At 69.8% G+C, this 15,661-nt stretch carries 18 protein-coding genes; 7 read left to right on the top strand and 11 right to left on the bottom strand.

Features of this window, described 5'->3' with window-relative positions:
- Positions 1-34: 34 nt before the first annotated feature.
- On the bottom strand, positions 35-574 hold the full coding sequence (locus ASC70_RS22360; protein WP_047411776.1) for a DUF721 domain-containing protein: 540 nt from the start codon (positions 572-574) through the stop codon (positions 35-37).
- Between the two features lie 47 nt (positions 575-621).
- Between ASC70_RS22360 and mutY the strand changes: the two genes are divergently transcribed.
- Positions 622-1,668: an A/G-specific adenine glycosylase gene (gene mutY / locus ASC70_RS22355; protein WP_056054863.1), complete on the top strand. Its 1,047-nt coding sequence runs from the start codon at positions 622-624 to the stop codon at positions 1,666-1,668.
- A 122-nt stretch (positions 1,669-1,790) separates the two neighbouring features.
- Positions 1,791-2,429 (top strand): glycoside hydrolase family 25 protein, encoded by a 639-nt coding sequence (locus ASC70_RS22350; RefSeq protein ID WP_082539920.1) that lies wholly within the window; start codon positions 1,791-1,793, stop codon positions 2,427-2,429.
- Between the two features lie 214 nt (positions 2,430-2,643).
- On the opposite strand, the gene ccrM is transcribed toward ASC70_RS22350, so the two are convergent.
- Positions 2,644-3,720 carry an adenine-specific DNA-methyltransferase CcrM gene (ccrM, locus tag ASC70_RS22345; RefSeq protein WP_056054861.1) on the bottom strand — a complete coding sequence of 359 codons (1,077 nt, stop codon included), beginning with the start codon at positions 3,718-3,720 and terminating at the stop codon, positions 2,644-2,646.
- Between the two features lie 97 nt (positions 3,721-3,817).
- Positions 3,818-4,471: a ribonuclease HII gene (locus ASC70_RS22340; protein ID WP_056054858.1), complete on the bottom strand. Its 654-nt coding sequence runs from the start codon at positions 4,469-4,471 to the stop codon at positions 3,818-3,820.
- 121 nt (positions 4,472-4,592) lie between these two features.
- On the opposite strand from ASC70_RS22340, the gene ASC70_RS22335 reads away from it, so the two are divergent.
- From ASC70_RS22335 to ASC70_RS22315, 5 genes are all read left to right on the top strand, one after another.
- Complete coding sequence (locus ASC70_RS22335; RefSeq protein ID WP_056054856.1) at positions 4,593-6,602, top strand: acyltransferase family protein; 2,010 nt, start codon at positions 4,593-4,595, stop codon at positions 6,600-6,602.
- 91 nt (positions 6,603-6,693) lie between these two features.
- Positions 6,694-7,569 carry a family 16 glycosylhydrolase gene (locus tag ASC70_RS22330; RefSeq protein ID WP_156396300.1) on the top strand — a complete coding sequence of 292 codons (876 nt, stop codon included), beginning with the start codon at positions 6,694-6,696 and terminating at the stop codon, positions 7,567-7,569.
- 277 nt (positions 7,570-7,846) lie between these two features.
- Positions 7,847-8,395, top strand: coding sequence for a hypothetical protein (locus ASC70_RS22325; RefSeq protein ID WP_056054849.1), 549 nt, complete (start codon positions 7,847-7,849; stop codon positions 8,393-8,395).
- An 84-nt stretch (positions 8,396-8,479) separates the two neighbouring features.
- Positions 8,480-9,085, top strand: a complete 606-nt coding sequence (locus tag ASC70_RS22320) for a hypothetical protein (RefSeq protein WP_056054847.1) — start codon at positions 8,480-8,482, stop codon at positions 9,083-9,085.
- Between the two features lie 85 nt (positions 9,086-9,170).
- Complete coding sequence (locus ASC70_RS22315; protein ID WP_056054844.1) at positions 9,171-9,779, top strand: thioredoxin domain-containing protein; 609 nt, start codon at positions 9,171-9,173, stop codon at positions 9,777-9,779.
- A 1-nt stretch (position 9,780) separates the two neighbouring features.
- Here ASC70_RS22315 and ASC70_RS22310 read toward each other — a convergent pair whose 3' ends face one another.
- The 8 genes from ASC70_RS22310 to ASC70_RS22275 form a co-directional block, all read right to left on the bottom strand.
- On the bottom strand, positions 9,781-10,827 hold the full coding sequence (locus ASC70_RS22310; protein ID WP_056054842.1) for a nitronate monooxygenase family protein: 1,047 nt from the start codon (positions 10,825-10,827) through the stop codon (positions 9,781-9,783).
- 98 nt (positions 10,828-10,925) lie between these two features.
- The gene (locus tag ASC70_RS22305) at positions 10,926-11,162 is read right to left on the bottom strand and encodes a 4-oxalocrotonate tautomerase family protein (protein WP_056054839.1); all 237 of its coding nucleotides are present in this window, start codon (positions 11,160-11,162) and stop codon (positions 10,926-10,928) included.
- Between the two features lie 25 nt (positions 11,163-11,187).
- The gene (locus ASC70_RS22300) at positions 11,188-11,898 is read right to left on the bottom strand and encodes an SDR family NAD(P)-dependent oxidoreductase (protein WP_056054835.1); all 711 of its coding nucleotides are present in this window, start codon (positions 11,896-11,898) and stop codon (positions 11,188-11,190) included.
- 129 nt (positions 11,899-12,027) lie between these two features.
- Entirely contained in the window at positions 12,028-12,963 is a 936-nt protein-coding gene (locus tag ASC70_RS22295; protein WP_056054833.1) for a LysR family transcriptional regulator, read from the bottom strand.
- A 110-nt stretch (positions 12,964-13,073) separates the two neighbouring features.
- Entirely contained in the window at positions 13,074-13,541 is a 468-nt protein-coding gene (locus ASC70_RS22290) for a GNAT family N-acetyltransferase (protein WP_235519566.1), read from the bottom strand.
- A 224-nt stretch (positions 13,542-13,765) separates the two neighbouring features.
- On the bottom strand, positions 13,766-14,371 hold the full coding sequence (locus ASC70_RS22285) for a 2-hydroxychromene-2-carboxylate isomerase (RefSeq protein WP_056054830.1): 606 nt from the start codon (positions 14,369-14,371) through the stop codon (positions 13,766-13,768).
- Positions 14,372-14,385: 14 nt separating this feature from the next.
- The gene (locus ASC70_RS22280; protein ID WP_056054827.1) at positions 14,386-15,126 is read right to left on the bottom strand and encodes an SDR family NAD(P)-dependent oxidoreductase; all 741 of its coding nucleotides are present in this window, start codon (positions 15,124-15,126) and stop codon (positions 14,386-14,388) included.
- Between the two features lie 70 nt (positions 15,127-15,196).
- Positions 15,197-15,544 (bottom strand): hypothetical protein, encoded by a 348-nt coding sequence (locus ASC70_RS22275; protein ID WP_056054824.1) that lies wholly within the window; start codon positions 15,542-15,544, stop codon positions 15,197-15,199.
- Between the last annotated feature and the right edge of the window lie 117 nt (positions 15,545-15,661).

The raw sequence follows: 15,661 nt of genomic DNA, 5'->3' as shown, positions 1-15,661 counted from the left end.
TCAAAGGCTTGAGCGGAGCCCTGTTGTCAATGGCTCAGCGGTCGGCGTTCAGCACGCCGCGCCCCAGCTTCAGCAGGGCCTGTTTGAGGCCGCCCTCGGGCTGCTCGGCCAGGCTGTCGGCGAGCTGCTTTTCCAGGGCCGCGTCCAGCGGCGGCTTGCGGCGCGGACGCTGGGCCGGCGCGGCGGCGGCCTTGACCGGGCCCTGGACGATGCGAAGCCGGGTGACGACGCCCTTGCCCAGCAGCATGTCGAGGCGCGCGGTGATCTGCGGGGCCTGGTGCTGGATCAGCGAGGCCACCGGGCCATCGACGCGCAGCTCCAGCGCGCCGCCTTCGCCGTTGCGGCCCTTGATGATGCGGACCGGCTCCGTCCGACGCGCGAGCGTGTCGCCGACGATCTCGCGCCAGCGGGTCTGCAGGGCGGCGGGACCTTGGCCGAAGCGGGTCTCCAGGTCCTTCAGCAGCGGCGCCAGGCTCTTGCCGGCGGGCGGCGGCGGGCGGCGCTGCGGCTTCGTGCGCTTGCTGCGCAGGATCGCGAGGGCTTCTTCCGGCGAGGGCAGGGGGCGGCGGGCCATGTCGAAACCCTAGCACGGCGCCCGTTCTTCGCGGTAGGCGAGGGACGATGAAAGACCGTGACGCTCTCCGCTCCAACCTGCTGGCCTGGTACGACCGCCAGGCCCGCGACCTGGCCTGGCGCGTGGGTCCGGCCGAGCGTCGAGCCGGCGTCTGCTCCGACCCCTACCGCGTCTGGCTGTCGGAGGTGATGCTGCAGCAGACCACCGTGCCGCACGCCACGCCGTACTTCCTGAGCTTTACCCAGCGCTGGCCGACGGTCTCGGACCTGGCGGCGGTGGAGGACGGCGACCTGATGGCCGCCTGGGCGGGCCTCGGCTACTATGCCCGGGCGCGCAACCTGCTGGCCTGCGCCCGGGCCGTGGCCGCCGAGCATGGCGGGGTGTTCCCCAATACCGAAGAAGGGCTGCGAGCCCTGCCTGGCGTCGGGGCCTACACCGCCGCCGCGGTCGCCGCGATCGCCTTCGACCGGCCGGCCAACGTGGTCGACGGCAATGTCGAGCGGGTGGCGGCGCGGCTGTTCGCCGTCGAGACGCCGCTGCCGGACGCCAAGCCCGAGCTGAAGGCCCTGGCCGGGGAGCTGGCCACCGACGAGCGTCCCGGCGACTGGGCCCAGGCGCTGATGGATCTGGGCGCCACGATCTGCAAGCCCAAGGCCCCGCTCTGCGATCGCTGCCCGGTCTCGACCTGGTGCGACGCCTACAAGACCGGCGCGCCGGAGACCTATCCGCGCAAGACCAAGAAGGCCGACCGCCCACGCCGCCATGGCGTGGCCTATGTCCTGACGCGGGGGGACGAGGTCGCCCTGGTCCGCCGGCCGCCGAAGGGTCTGCTGGGCGGGATGCTGGGCCTGCCGACCAGCGACTGGCGGGCCAGCCCCTACGCCGACGCCGAGGCGGTGGCCGCCGCGCCGGTTCCCGCCGCCTGGCGCGACCTGGGCGCGGTCGAGCACGTCTTCACCCACTTCTCCCTGACCCTGCGGGTGTTCGCGGCCGAGGGCGGGGAGGGCGATTTCGTCTGGACGCCGCGCGCGGGGCTCTCGGCCCTGCCCAGCGTGTTCCTGAAAGCGGCGCGGGCGGCCGAACGGCTGCTCTGATATCGAGAATATTTCTCTGGAACAACTCAGAGCTTTACTGGCAAGCTGAGGCTGTCGCGGCGGGGGCCGACAGTTCGCCCAGGGTCGCGCGCGTGCGTCATTCTCAAGCCGAGGAGCGCCCCATGGCCGCTACGATCACCAACGCCGTCGCCGACCTCTCGCACCACAACACCAAGCCCGACTTCGCCAAGGCCGCCGCCGACGGCCTGATCGGCGTGATCCACAAGGCCACCCAGGGCCAGTCGGGCGTCGACGCCACCTACGCCGCGCGCCGTCCGAAGGCCGAGGCCGCCGGCCTGCTCTGGGGCGCTTATCATTTCGGGACCGGCAGCGACGGGGTGAAACAGGCCGAGCACTTCCTGAAGACGGTCGGGCCCAACCACGGTTCGATGCTGCTGGTCCTGGACCTGGAGGGCAATCCGACCGGGCCGAGCATGACCCTGGAGGAGGCCCGCGCCTTCGTCACCCATGTCCACGCCGCGACCGGACGGTGGCCCGGCCTCTATTCGGGCCACTACGTCAAGGAGCTGCTCCACGCCCAGAAAGATCCGGTGCTGGGCCAGTGCTGGTTCTGGCTGGCCCAGTACGGATCCACGGCCGTGGTGCCGCCCAACTGGGCCAAGTGGACCTTCTGGCAATATACCGACGGTTCGATCGGGCCGGCCCCCCACGAGGTCGCCGGCATCGGGCGCTGCGACCGCGACAAGTTCAACGGCGACGCCGCGGTCCTGAAGACGTTCTGGAAGAAGGGCGGGGTCTAGGGCCTGTCAACAGTCACCGCGAGTAGAATTTGCCCGCCTTCCTGGGCCTTGTGCCCAGGACCCAGGGCTCAGATCCAACAGAATAGGGGTTGAGTTCACGGTCTTTCGGCCGCGCGGACCCAAAGAGTCCACGCCGGCCTCGAACATGGGTCCTGGGCACAAGGCCCAGGAAGGCGGTGGATTTGTACCGCCCCAGATGAATGTCGATTGACCTCTAGTTCATCCCCGCCCGCACCTGGGCGCGCAGCACGTCGATCGGGGCCAGGCCGGCGTCGGTCTTGAAATGCCAGTAGGTCCAGCCGTTACAGGCCGGGGCCGACTGCACCAGGGCGCCGATCTTGTGGATCGAGCCCGACAGGTCGCCGACCGTGATCGAGCCGTCGGGGCGCACCTTGGCGGCGTGGGCGCCCTTCGAGCAGTAGAGGGTGTCGCCCGGCGACAGCAGGCCAGCCTCGACGATCGTGCCGAACGGCACGCGCGGCTCGGACCGCTTGGAGCCCATCACGTCCAGGTCTTCCGGGGCGATTGGCACGACCTTGGCGATGCGGGCCTTGGCGTGTTGCAGATATTCGGCCTCGCGCTCGATGCCGATGAACTTGCGGCCCAGGCGCTTGGCGGCCGCGCCGGTGGTGCCGACCCCGAAGAACGGGTCCAGGATCACGTCGCCCGGCTTGGTCGTCGACAGGATCACCCGATAGAGCAGCGCTTCCGGCTTCTGGGTCGGGTGGGCCTTGTTCCCGTCGGCGCCCTTGATGCGCTCCTCGCCGGTGCACAGCGGGATGGTCCAGTCCGAGCGCATCTGCACCTCGTCATTGGCCATCTTCAGGGCGTCGTAGTTGAAGGTGTAGCGCTTGGCGTTCTGGCTCTTGGAGGCCCAGATCAGGGTCTCGTGGGCGTTGGCGAAGCGGGTGCCCTTGAAGTTGGGCATCGGGTTGGACTTGCGCCAGACGATGTCGTTGAGGATCCAGAAGCCCAGGTCCTGCACGGCCACGCCGACGCGGAAGATGTTGTGATAGCTGCCGATCACCCAGATCGCGCCATCGTCCTTCAGCACGCGGCGGGCGGCCTTCAGCCACTCGCGGGTGAACTTGTCGTAGGCCGCGAAGCTCTCGAACTGGTCCCAGTGGTCGTCGACCGCGTCGACCTTGGAATTGTCGGGACGCAGCAGGTCGCCGCCCAGCTGCAGATTGTAGGGCGGATCGGCGAAGATCAGGTCGACCGACTTCTCCGGCAGGGCGTTCATCTGCTCGATGCAGTCGCCCTGGATGATGGTTTCCGGCCCGAACTTCATGGTCCACGTCCCTAAGAAAGAGAACGGAATCATGAGTCTCGCTGGTAAACGCGAGGTGTGGAGACGTGGTTAGCGGAAGGTAAACGGCCTACTCAGCCTATTCGCCGAGGGGCGCATCCTCGAACGGCAGGTCGAGGGTCAGCTCGCCCGCCAGAGCGGCCTTGACCGGCGCCCAGCCCAGGCGGTGGATCGGTGAAGGACCCAGCCGGATCAGGCCTTCGACGTGGACCCGGGCATGATAGCCCTTGTGGCCGGCGAAGCCGTAGCCGGGATAGACGGCGTCCATCTCGACCATGATCCGGTCGCGGGCCTCCTTGGCCAGTATGGAGGCGGCGGCGATCGAGCACGACAGGCTGTCGCCCTTGACCACCGTCTTGATCGGGCAGGGCAGCTTGAAGGCGTAGTTGCCGTCCACGAGAGCGATGGCCGGCGTCACCGACAGGCCCTCGATGGCCCGGCACATGGCCAGGCCGGCGGCGTGCAGGATGTTGAGCTCGGCGATCTCGTCGATCGAGGCCATGCCGACCGACCACGAAAGGGCGACGGCCTTGATCTCTTCCTCCAGGGCCGCGCGGGCCTTGGCGGTCAGCTTCTTGGAGTCGTTGAGGCCCTTGGGCACCCGGTCGGGATCCAGGATCACCGCGCCGGCGCTGACCGGTCCGGCCCAAGGACCGCGCCCAGCCTCGTCCACCCCGCAGACCGGTCCCGGTCCGCAGGCCAGCTCCAGCATCATGTCGGGTCCGGACGGCATGGAGCGGTGTTTAGGCCGGTTCGGCGACGTCGGAAAGAAGATTACGCCCGTAATAATAGCGCTTGACCAAGGCGCGCTCGGCCGCTCATCTGATTACGCGTGTAATTCTGAAGGGCGGGCGATGAGCGGCGAGGCAGGCTATCGGCGGGATATCGACGGACTGCGGGCCGTGGCGGCAGCCGCCATCGTCTTCCACCACGCCTTCCCGGCCCTGCTGCCGGGCGGCTTCGTCGGGGTGGACGTCTTCTTCGTGATCTCGGGCTACCTGATCACGCGGCTGATCGCCCAGGCGCGCGACACCGGCACGTTCTCGTGGGGCGGCTTCTACCTGCGCCGGGCGCGTCGGATCGCGCCGGCCTATGTCGTGGTGGTGATGGCGACCGTGGCGCTGGCGGCCTGGGTCGAGATGCCCCGGCTTCTGGCCCAGACCGGCGCGGCGACGGCGGCCTCCGGCCTGTTCGTGACGAACCTCCTGCTGCTCCAGACCCCCGGCTATTTTTCGCCCGGAGCCCAGCAGAACCCGCTGCTGCACCTGTGGTCGCTGGGCGTGGAGGAGCAGTTCTACCTGGTCTGGCCGCTGGTCGTGGCCGGGCTGTCCCTGCGGCTGGTCCGAGGCGCGCGGGCGGGGTTGGCGGCGGCCCTGCTGGTCGGCTCGCTGGTCCTGGCCCAGGCCCTGGTGGCGACCGGCGCGACGACCCTGGCCTTCGCCGCCCTGCCGGCGCGCGCCTGGGAGTTCCTGGCCGGCGGGGTCCTGGCCCTAGGTCTCGTCCGACCGCCCGGCGACCGCAACACCGCCAACCTGGCCGCGATCATCGGCGGTCTGATGATCGCCGGCAGCCTCGCCCTGCTAAACGAGACCAGCGCCTTTCCCGGCCTCTCGGCGGTCCCCGCCTGCCTGGGCGCGGCGCTACTGATCTGGAGCGGATCGGGCGCGGCGCCGGGCGCGGCCCTGCTGCGGCTGGCGCCTGTCGTCGGCCTGGGGCGGGTGTCCTATTCGTTCTATCTCTGGCACTGGCCGTTGCTGGTCCTGGCCGCCGACGTCGCCCAACAGCCGCTGAGCGCGGCATGGCGGCTGGCCTTGATGGGTATGGCCCTGATCCTGGCGGTCCTGACCTGGCGCTTCGTCGAGCAGCCCTTCCGGCGCGGTTCGCTGGAGCGGCCATGGCGTCGCCTGGGCCTGATGCTTCTGCCGCTGCTGGCGCCGGTCGCGGCGGGGGCGCTGCTGTTCGTCACCCACGGCCTGCCGGGCCGACTGTCGCCGGCCGCGCGCGCCCTGGCCGACCTCGAAGAGACCGACGTCAATCCGGCGCGCGCGACCTGCCTGGAGGGCCAGGACAAGGCTGGTCCCGACGCCTGCCGGTTCGGGGCCGCCCCCGGCGCGGTAGGCGACGAGGTCCTCGTCTGGGGCGACTCGCACGCCGACGCCCTTACGCCTGGCGTGGTGGAATGGGCCCGGCGGCGTGGCTGGAGCGTGCGCGAGGCCGCCCGCAGCGGCTGTCCGCCGATGGTGGGGCTGAAGATCCGGCTCAGCGCCAGCTTCGCGCTCGACTGCGCCCCGACCGCTGAGGCGGCCCTGGAGCGGATCGGATCGGACAAGCGGCTGAAGCTGGTGGTGCTCTCCGGCCGCTGGCCGCTCTATCGTGGCGCGCCGCCCTTCTACGACGTCAACTCGCCGCGCGTGAGCGTCGAGGCGGTCGGAAAGCCCGGCTTCAAGCCCTCGATGACGGCTTCGTTGAGGGCCACGCTCGAGGCGATCGTCCGCCGCAATCCGAATGTCCGGGTGCTGATCGTCGGACCCTTCCCGGAGCTGACCCTGGGTGCGCCCGAGTGCCTGGCCCAGGTCAAGCAGCTTGGCGGACGGGCGGAGGTCTGCGCCGACGTCGACGCCGAACTGCCCCTCTCGCGCGCCGGTCCGGCCGAGGACGAGATCCGCGCCGCCATCCAGGATCGCGGCGGCGTGGCGGCGGTCTTCCCGTCCGAGACGCTCTGTCGAGGCGGTCGTTGCCTGGCGATGATGGACGGCCGGCCGATCTATTTCGACGACGACCACCTCTCCGCCTCCGGCGCGCGACGGCTGGCGCCCGGTTGGCTGGACGCCGGATGGGCCGCGCTGGAGACACCTCACCCCTGAGCTTGGCGAATCCCGATCCGGCCCTTCTACTGGGGCGAGCTCATCGACCGGGAGACCGCCCATGACCGCGAAAGCCAGGACGATCGGCGCCATGGCCGGCCTTGCCCTCATGCTGGCCTGCAACGGCGCGGCCAGGGCCGACGGCTGGACGCTGGTCTGGTCGGACGAGTTCGACGGCGATCGGCTGGACGAGACCAAGTGGACCTATGCGGCCGACTGCGGCGGCGGAGGCAATGACGAGCGGCAATGCTACGTCGTCAGCCCCGAGACGGTCGCGGTCGCCGGCGGCGTCCTGAAGCTGACGGCGATCAAGCGCAAGACCCGGGGCCTGGCCAACCCCTGGGCCGGCCCGACCGGGCCGATGAAGACCGGCGACTACGCCTCGGGCAAGATCCTGACCCAGGGCAAGGCCAGCTGGCGCTATGGCCGCTTCGAGGTGCGGGCGCGGGTCCCGGGCGGCCAGGGCGTCTGGCCGGCGATCTGGATGATGCCCGAGCTGGCGACCTACGGCGGTTGGCCCAGGTCGGGTGAGATCGACATCCTGGAGACCGTCAACCTGGGCGCGCCTTGCCCGCCGACGGGCGAGGCCTGCCAGGACGGGCGGGAAAACCGGATCTTCGGCACGATCCATTTCGCGGCGGACGCCAGCGGCGCGCATCGCCAGCACGGCGCATCGACGCCGATGCCGGCCTCGGCCGACGGCTTTCACGTCTACGCGGTCGAGTGGACGCCCGAGGCGATCACCTGGTTCGTCGACGACCGCCAGTACGCGCAGGCCAAGGCGGCCGACTGGAAGCGCGACGATGGCGACGTGGGCGCGGCGCCCTTCGACCAGCCGTTCCACCTGATCCTCAACCTCGCCTTCGGCGGCCGCTGGCCCGAGGGCGCCAACGCCAAGGGCGTCGACGAGGCCGCCCTGCCGGCGACGATGGAGGTGGATTGGGTGCGGGTCAGCCAGCGGCCTTAGAGGAGAGCGACTGCAAAGCTATCCGCTCCAAATCCTACCTCCCAAGCCTCTATGCCTAGGACCCAGGACTCAACCGACTGTGCATCGGACGGAGATCGCCCAACCCGACGGCGACCACTGACCACCGGCGAGCCAAGCCGCACCATGGGTCCCAGGCGCAGGGCCTGGGAAGGCGGTGTTTTCCGGAGAGCGGTGATCGCTTGAAAGCAGGGCTTGGAAAGTCCGGCCCCGCTGATCTAGATGCGCTCGCGGCTGAGCGGTCGCGAGGGGACTTCCGATGAACTGGCTGACCAACGCCGTGCCGCTGCTGTGGCTGCTGGCCTCCGGCGCGGCGTTCTTCTTCGTGTTCAAGCCCAGCCCGCGGTGGCCGGTGGTCGGCACGCCGGCGCGGGCGCTGCTGGTGTTCGTGGCGGTGTTCCTGGGCGGAGCGGCCCTGATGGCGGCGACGCGGCGCGAGGCGCCGCCGCCGCTCCCGCCAAAGCCTGTCCGTTCCGCCCCGCGCGCCGCCTGGCCCGACCCCGCCCTGGTCCGCGCCCATCCGGAGCGATACCTGGCCCTGTACCGCGTGAGGGCCGACAGGAACCAGGCCGGGGCCGTGCTGCTGACCGGCGCGGCGATCAACACCTCGGGCCTGCCGATCCGCGAACCACGCCTGACCTGCCGGATGTCCCGTGGCGAGGTCGCGGCGGGAACCGTCACGACCGTCGTTCACGAGACGGTTCCGGCCGGCGGCAGACTGATCTTCGCGGCCATCAACCTTGGCCTGGCCGACGGGGTCTGGGACCGTTGGGCCTGCGCGGTCGTCGAGGCGAAGGCGGCAGGTTAGGCGCGTACGGCTTGTGGCGGACTTGGAAAACGCGGTGAACTTCTTCTAGATGCGGTCGCGCCGCGACGGCGCCGGGGGGCCGCGATGAAGTTCTTGACCTATGCCTTGCTGATCCTGTGGCTGCCCGCCTGCCTCACGGCGCTGGTGTTCCTTGTGCGCCCGAGCAGACGCTGGCCGGTTTTCGGGACGCGCCCGCGCGCGCTGTTGATGCTGGTGGCGTTCGTCTTCGGCGTCCCGGTGGTGGCCGCCCTGATCGCGCCCGAGAGCATGCGGGCCAAACCCGGCGAGGCGACGGCCGGCGCGCCGCCAGCGACCGCGACCTCCCCAACGCAAACGTCCCCAACGCAGACTGCCCCCACGCAGACGGCCGCGGCGGAGAGCGGCGACGAGGTTGTCTCGCATCCGGAGTACTATCTGGAACTCAGCCAGGCGAAGGCCGTCAAGGCCAAGGGCGGAAGGGTGATCCTGGGCGGCAAGATCACCAACGCCGCCGCCCGGCCGATCCGGAACCCACGTGTGGAATGCTACCTCTCGAAGGGAAAGCAGAGCGCCGGGACAGTCGCGGGTTCGGTGCGCAAGACGATCCCCGCCGGCGGAGAGGTCGCGTTCGCGGCCGTCGATCTGGGCGCCGCTGAGGGCGCCTGGGATCACCAGATCTGCAAGATCACGGGGGCGGAGGTCGCAGGCTGAGACCGCGACGGCGAACGGCCAGTCCGGCTTGCGCCTCGCTCGACGCCCCTTATGGTGACGGTTCTGATCCGGGGATGTTTGATCGATGCGTAGTTTCAAGATCGCGGCCGTCGCCTTGATGGCGCTCAGCCTGGCCGCCTGCGGCAAGTCCAAGTCGTTCGAGGCGCTGCCCGACGACATGGACCTGGGCTCCAAGGACGCCAAGATCACCGTGGTCGAATACGCCTCGGTCGGCTGCCCGATCTGCGCCAAGTGGCAGAAGGAGGTCTTCCCGGCCTTCAAGGCCAAGTATGTCGACACCGGCAAGGTCCACTACGTGTTCCGCGAGATGCTGGTGGGCGGAACCGAGGAGGTGACCGTCGCCTCGGCCGGCTTCCTGGTGGCGCGCTGCGCCGGCAAGGACAAGTATTTCGCCGTCAACGACGCGATCTTCGCCAGCCAGCCCGGGGTGTTCTATTCGCCGCGCGAGACGCTGTCGGACATCGCCAAGTCGGTCGGGATGAGCGAGGAGCAGTTCAACAGGTGCGTCTCCGACGAGGCGGCGATCACGGCGCTGAACAAGCGCGTCGAGAACAACGCCAAGGCCCACGACATCGACGCCACGCCGACCTTCGAGATCAACGGCCACAAGATGGAGCCCGGCTACCACGCCCTGGCCGAGATCGACGCGGCGATCGCCGCGGCCGGGAAGTAGCTCACCCCACCCCCGCCAGTCGCCGGGTCAGGTCGGCGGCGGGCATCGGCTGGGCCAGGCGAAAGCCCTGGCCGGCCCACAGCGGGCTGAAGTCGCCGCGCCCGGCCGCCTCGGCCGCCTTGCGCAGCGGGGCCACCGCCGCGCCGGCCGTCGGGAAGGCGGGGACCAGGTCCGACAGCGGCCCGAGCTCGGCCATCAGCCGATTGACGATCCCGCGCGCCGGGCGGCCGGTGAACAGGTTGGTGACCGCCGTGACTTCCTCGGCCGAGGCCAAGGCCTGGCGATAGACGGCCGAGATGCTGGCTTCCGGGGTCAGCAGATAGGCGGTGCCGACCTGGGCGGCCTGGGCCCCCAGGGCGAAGGCGGCTTCCACGCCGCGCCGGTCGGTGATCCCGCCCGCCGCGATCACCGGGACCGAGACCGCGTCGACGATCCGAGGGACCAGCGCGAAGGTCCCGACTTGGCTGTTCATGTCGTGGTCGAGAAAGTTGCCGCGATGGCCGCCGGCCTCGAAGCCCATCGCGATCACCGCGTCGACGCCGCGCGCCTCCAGCCACCGGGCCTCGGCCACGGTGGTCGCCGAGGACAGCAGCTTGGCCCCGGTCCGCTTGACCCGATCGACCAGGGCCGGGGCGGGCAGGCCGAAGTGGAAGCTGACCACCTCGGGCCGATAGTCCTCGACCACGCCGGCGAAGGCCTCGTCGAATGGCGCGCGGCCGGCGCCGCTAATCGGCTGGTCCGGGTCCAGGCCGGCCTCGACATAGTAGGGGGCCAGGGCTCGACGCCAGGTCGCCTGGCGGGCGGGATCTTCGGGCGGGGGCTCGTGGCTGACGAAGTTGACGTTGATCGGCCGCGACGTGCCGGCCCGCACCGCATCCAGCGCCGCCCGCAGCTCGGCTTCGGAATAGAGCGAGCTGGGCAGCGAGCCCAGGCCGCCGGCGTTGCTGACCGCGATCACCATCTGGGGCGAGGTTGCGCCGGCCATCGGGGCCTGGATGATCGGCAGCTCGACGCCGAGCAGGTCAAGCAGGCGGTGGGAAGAAACCATGACTGACCTCCTGTGGCGCGGATCCGGGCCGTCCTGACGTGGGCGGCCCATCTCCTGTTGTGAAGACCCGGGCCGCTGGGGCGGCCCGGATAGGGGTATCAAGTCTGGCCGGCGGCCAGGCGTCGGCGGTATTCGGGCACGGGCAGGCCGCCCCAGCCCCAGTTTTCCAGCTCGACCTCCTCGATGACGACGAAGGTGGAGTCCAGCGGCTTGTGCAGCACGTCCAGCAGCAGCTGGCTGACGCCGGCGATCAGCTTGGCCTTCTCGTCGGCGGTGACGGCCGAGCGGCCGGGGCCGGAGCCTTCGCGGGTGACTTGGATGGTGACCATGGGCATCGGAGTCTCTCCTGTCGGCTGAAGCCTAGTGACCGGCGCTCTGGCCGCCGTCGACGTGCAGGATCTCGCCCGTCACGAAGCCGGCGCTCTCCAGATAGAGCACGGCCTCGACCACGTCGCGGATCTCGCCCAGGCGGCCGACCGGATGCAGGGCGGCCAGGAAGGCGTGGGTTTCGGGCGCGTGCATCGGGGTCTTGATTACCCCCGGCGAGACGGCGTTGACCCGCACGCCCTTGTCGGCGAACTCGATGGCCAGCGACTTGGTCGCCGAGTTGATGCCGCCCTTGGTCAGGTTGGCCAGGGCTGCAGGCACGTCGGCCAGGGCATGGTCGGTCAGGCTGGTGGTGATGCTGACGATATGGCCCGAGCCCTGCTTCAGCATCTGGGCGGCGGCGCGCTGGGTGATGTGGAAGAAGCCGGCCAGGTTGGTCGAGACCTTGGCGGCGAAGTCGTCGGCCGTATAGGCGGTGAACGGCTTGGCCTGGAAGATCCCGGCGTTGTTGACCAGGGTGTCGATCCGGCCGAACCGGGCCAGGGCCTTGGCGACGATCCGATCGGCGGTGGCCGGGTCGCCGATGTCGCCGGCGACGGCCAGGATGTCGGGATCGGCGCCCTGCTTGATCGAGCGCGACGTGGCCACCACCCGATAGTCGCGGTCGCGATAGGCCTTGACCAGTTCGGCGCCGATGCCTTGCGACGCGCCGGTGACGATGGCGACCTTCCGTTCGTTGCTCATGACTTGCCTCATTCGTTTGGTCCGATGCGGAGATCGCCATCGGATGAGAGGCAATGTCGGTTCGATCGCGAAACAACTGAATGGACGCCGTCCGGCAGGCATCCTTCCGTGTGGCGGTTGAATGCAGCGCTACGACGTCAGCGCCTCGGCGTCGGCCGACAGTCCGGCGAACGCGGCCTTCAGCCGGGGCGCGGCGAAGTCGAGGAAGGCGCGGACCTTCGGCGTCGCGGTCCGGCCCTGGGGCGTGATCAGGTGGACGGGCAGGGGCGGCGGCTCGGCGTCGCGCAGCACGATCCGCAAGCTCCCATCCAGCACGCGCGGGGCCACGTGATAGGTGTAGAGCCGCGTCACCCCCAGGCCCTCGACGGCCGAGGCTAGGGCGGCGCGGACGCTGTTGACCACCAGCCGCGGCTTGAAATGCACCGACCGGGCGATCGTCGCGCCCGGGGCCGGCGGGAACACCCAGGTGTCATGGCCGAAATGGGTGGTGGTGACGATCTGGTGCTTGGCCAGGTCGGCCGGCTCTTCGATGCGGGGGTGAGTGTCCAGGTAGCGGGGCGAGGCGGCGATCACCCGCTTGACGTCGCCGCCGACCCGCACGGCGATCAGCGAGGAGTCCGGCAGCTGGCCGACCCGCAGGGCGACGTCGATGCCCTCCTCGACCAGGTTGGTGTGACGGTCCAGCAGCACCAGGTTCACGCAGACGGCCGGGTAGGCCCGCAGATAGGCGTCGATGACGGGGCGCAGGATCTCTTCGCCGCTGATCGGCGGGGCGGAAATGGTCAGGGTCCCGCGCGGGGCCGAGCGCTCGCCCAGGGCCGACAGGTCGGCCTCCTCCAGGTCGACCAGGATGCGCCGGCAGGCGGCGGCGTAGCGCTCGCCGGCCTCGCTGAGCCGCAGGCTGCGGGTCGTGCGGTGCAGCAGCTCGGCCCCGACACGGTGCTCCAGGAAGGCGATCGCCCGGCTGACGGCGGCCGGCGAGCGGTTCAACCGACGCCCGGCCCCGGCCAGGCTGCCCTCGTCCAGCGCGGCGACGAACACCCGCATCGCCTCGATACGATCCATCCGGTCTTCCGCGTTCCGCAAGGGTGGAGGTCAGACGGCCAGGATAGCGCCGCTTGGGGGAAGGATCCACTCGCCGCGGGCCTTGCCGGGGAGGCCTGTGTTGGAGCGCCTCACACCATCCGCCGGTACACCAGAAAACCGGACTTCTCCGCCACCTGGTCGTACAGCCGCATCGCCGTTTCGTTGGTCTCGTGGGTCTGCCAATAGACCCTAGGGACGCCGGCCTGGCGCGCCGCTTCGTAGACCGCCTCGATCAGCGCCCGGCCCACGCCCCGCCCGCGCGCCTCGGCCGTCGTGAACAGGTCCTGCAGGTAGCAGCTGGGCGCTATGGCCGTGGTGCTGCGGTGGAACAGGTAGTGGGTCAGGCCCAGCAGCCGTCCTTCCCGCTCGGCCACTAGGGCGTGGACCGGCTCATAGGCGTCGAAGAACCGTTCCCAGGTCGTGGCGGTGACCGCCGGATCCAAGGCGGTGTCGCCCTCCCGGCCATAGAAGGCGTTGTAGCCGTCCCACAGGGGCAGCCACTGGCCGTGGTCGGAACGGGCGATCGGGCGAACGAGGACGGGGTCGGACATGGCCATGCTGTGCCTCGGGCTCTCCCCCATGACCAATCACACAAAGATACCGAAGATTTCGAGCGACAATCCCCGCCTTCCTAGGCCTTGTGCCTAGGATCCATCGTTCCGTTCGCGCTGCGAATTCCAGGTGCGCGGCCACGCGACGGAACGCTCCCGAAATCTCCAAGCCTGGCGCCGCCATGGGTCCTAGGCACAAGGCCTAGGAAGGCAACGGGGTAGACTGAGCCCTACCCCCTCGCCAACTCCGCCTCGACCTGGCCCAGGCGTTCCTTGCCGAAGAACATCTCGTCGCCGACGAAGAAGGTCGGGATGCCGAACGTTCCGCGCGCCACGGCCGCTTCGGTATTGGCCATCAGCCCCGCCTTGACCTCGGGATCGGCCGTCGCCGCCAGCAGGGCCGCGCCGTCCAGGCCGGCCGCGTCGGCCGCGGCCACGAACACGTCCGGATCGTCCAGCTTCAGCCCGTCCTCCCACATGCCCTTCAGCATCGCGTCGAGATAGGCCTCGCCGATGCCCATGCGCTGGGCCGCGATCATGCCGCGCATCAGCAGCAGGGTGTTGACCGGGAAGTGCGGATTGAAGCGGAACGCCGCCAGGTCATGCGCGGCGATAAAGCGGCGCATCTCCAGCATCTCGTAGTCCATCTTGCCCTTCACGCCGCTGAAGGCGATGGCCGGGGCCTGGTTGCCGGTCGCCTTGAAGATCCCGCCCAGCAGGCACGGCAGCAGGTTGACGGTCGCGCCGTGGCGGGCGGCGATCGCCGGCAGCACCTTCCAGGCCAAGTAGGCGTTGGGGCTGCCGAAGTCGAAGATGAAGTCGATGGCTTTGGTCATCTCGCGCCCTCCGCTCACCAGGTCTCTCCCCAGGGCCGCAGGTCGACCTCGTGGGTCCAGGCCGAGCGCGGCTGGCGGTGCAGCCAGACATAGTTCGCGGCGATGTCGTCGGGCTTGAGGATCTCGTCGCGGGCCAGCAGCCCTTCGACGTCGTCGCGGATCGAGCGCGTGAAGACCCCGTCGATCGCGCCGTCGACCACCACATGGGCCACGTGGATCCCCTTGGGCCCGACCTCGCGCGCCAGGCTTTGGGCCATGGCCCTCAGACCGGCCTTGGCCGAGGCGAAGGCCGAGAAGCCGTCCTTGCCGCGCAAGGAGGCGCTGGCCCCGGTGAACAGGATCGTGCCCCGGCCGCGCGGCAGCATGACCCGCGCCGCCTCGCGTCCGGTCAGAAAGCCGGCGAAGCAGGCCATCTCCCAGACCTTGGAAAACACCTGGGCGGTGGTCTCGACGACGCCGAACCGCACGTTCGCGCCGATGTTGAAGACCACCACCTCCAGCGGTCCGACCTCGGCCTCGATGCGGTCGACCAGGGCGACCATCTCGGCCTCCTGCCGGGCGTCGACGCCATAGGCGCGGGCGTCGCCGCCGTTCTGACGGATCTCGACAGCCAGCGCTTCCAGCTGGTCGAGGTGACGCGGCCGGCGGGTCATGCAGACCGTGTAGCCCTCGCCCGCGAAGGCCCGGGCGATCGCCCCGCCCACACCATCGCCGACGCCCACCACCAGGCACGCGCCCCTGGATGCTTCGACCATTGGGGGTTTCCTCCGTTGTCCGAGAGGCAGGTTCGTTCTTAATCGCTACGGAGTCAAAGCGGGCGATCCCCTATCGCCGTTTCAGCTTCCGCAAGGCCGCCTGCATCGCCAGGGCCTGGGCCGCCGGCGGCTTGATCTCGGCCTCGAGCTCACGCTCGGCGGCCGCGATCAGCGGCGCGGTGGCGGCGGCCGGCCGGAGCAAGGGCTTCTCGGGTTTGGGCGGCGGGAGCAGGGCGACGACCTTGCGGGCCTCGGCCGCCATCTGGCCGCACAGCCTGGCCTTGTCGCGGGCCCGGGCGATCACGGTCGGGTCGTCGCTCTTCTCGGCCAAGGCCCAGGCCGCGTCGAGGGCGGCCATCAGCTTGACCTGCAGGTCGGCGCACCATTGGCTGGGCGAGGGGGTTTGGATCTGGCTCATGGGAATAAGCATGAGGCCGGAAAAAGTAGCGGGGACAGGAAACGTGCGTTTTCGTATAAGTGGTTGTCGGAAAACAGAAACGCGTATTTTTTAGCGGGGATATCCACGGGAATTTCC

The sequence above is a fragment of the Caulobacter sp. Root343 genome (assembly GCF_001425745.1).
Taxonomy (GTDB): domain Bacteria; phylum Pseudomonadota; class Alphaproteobacteria; order Caulobacterales; family Caulobacteraceae; genus Caulobacter.
Note: the sequence above shows the minus strand (reverse complement) of the source record. Positions and strands in the feature narration are given on the sequence as shown.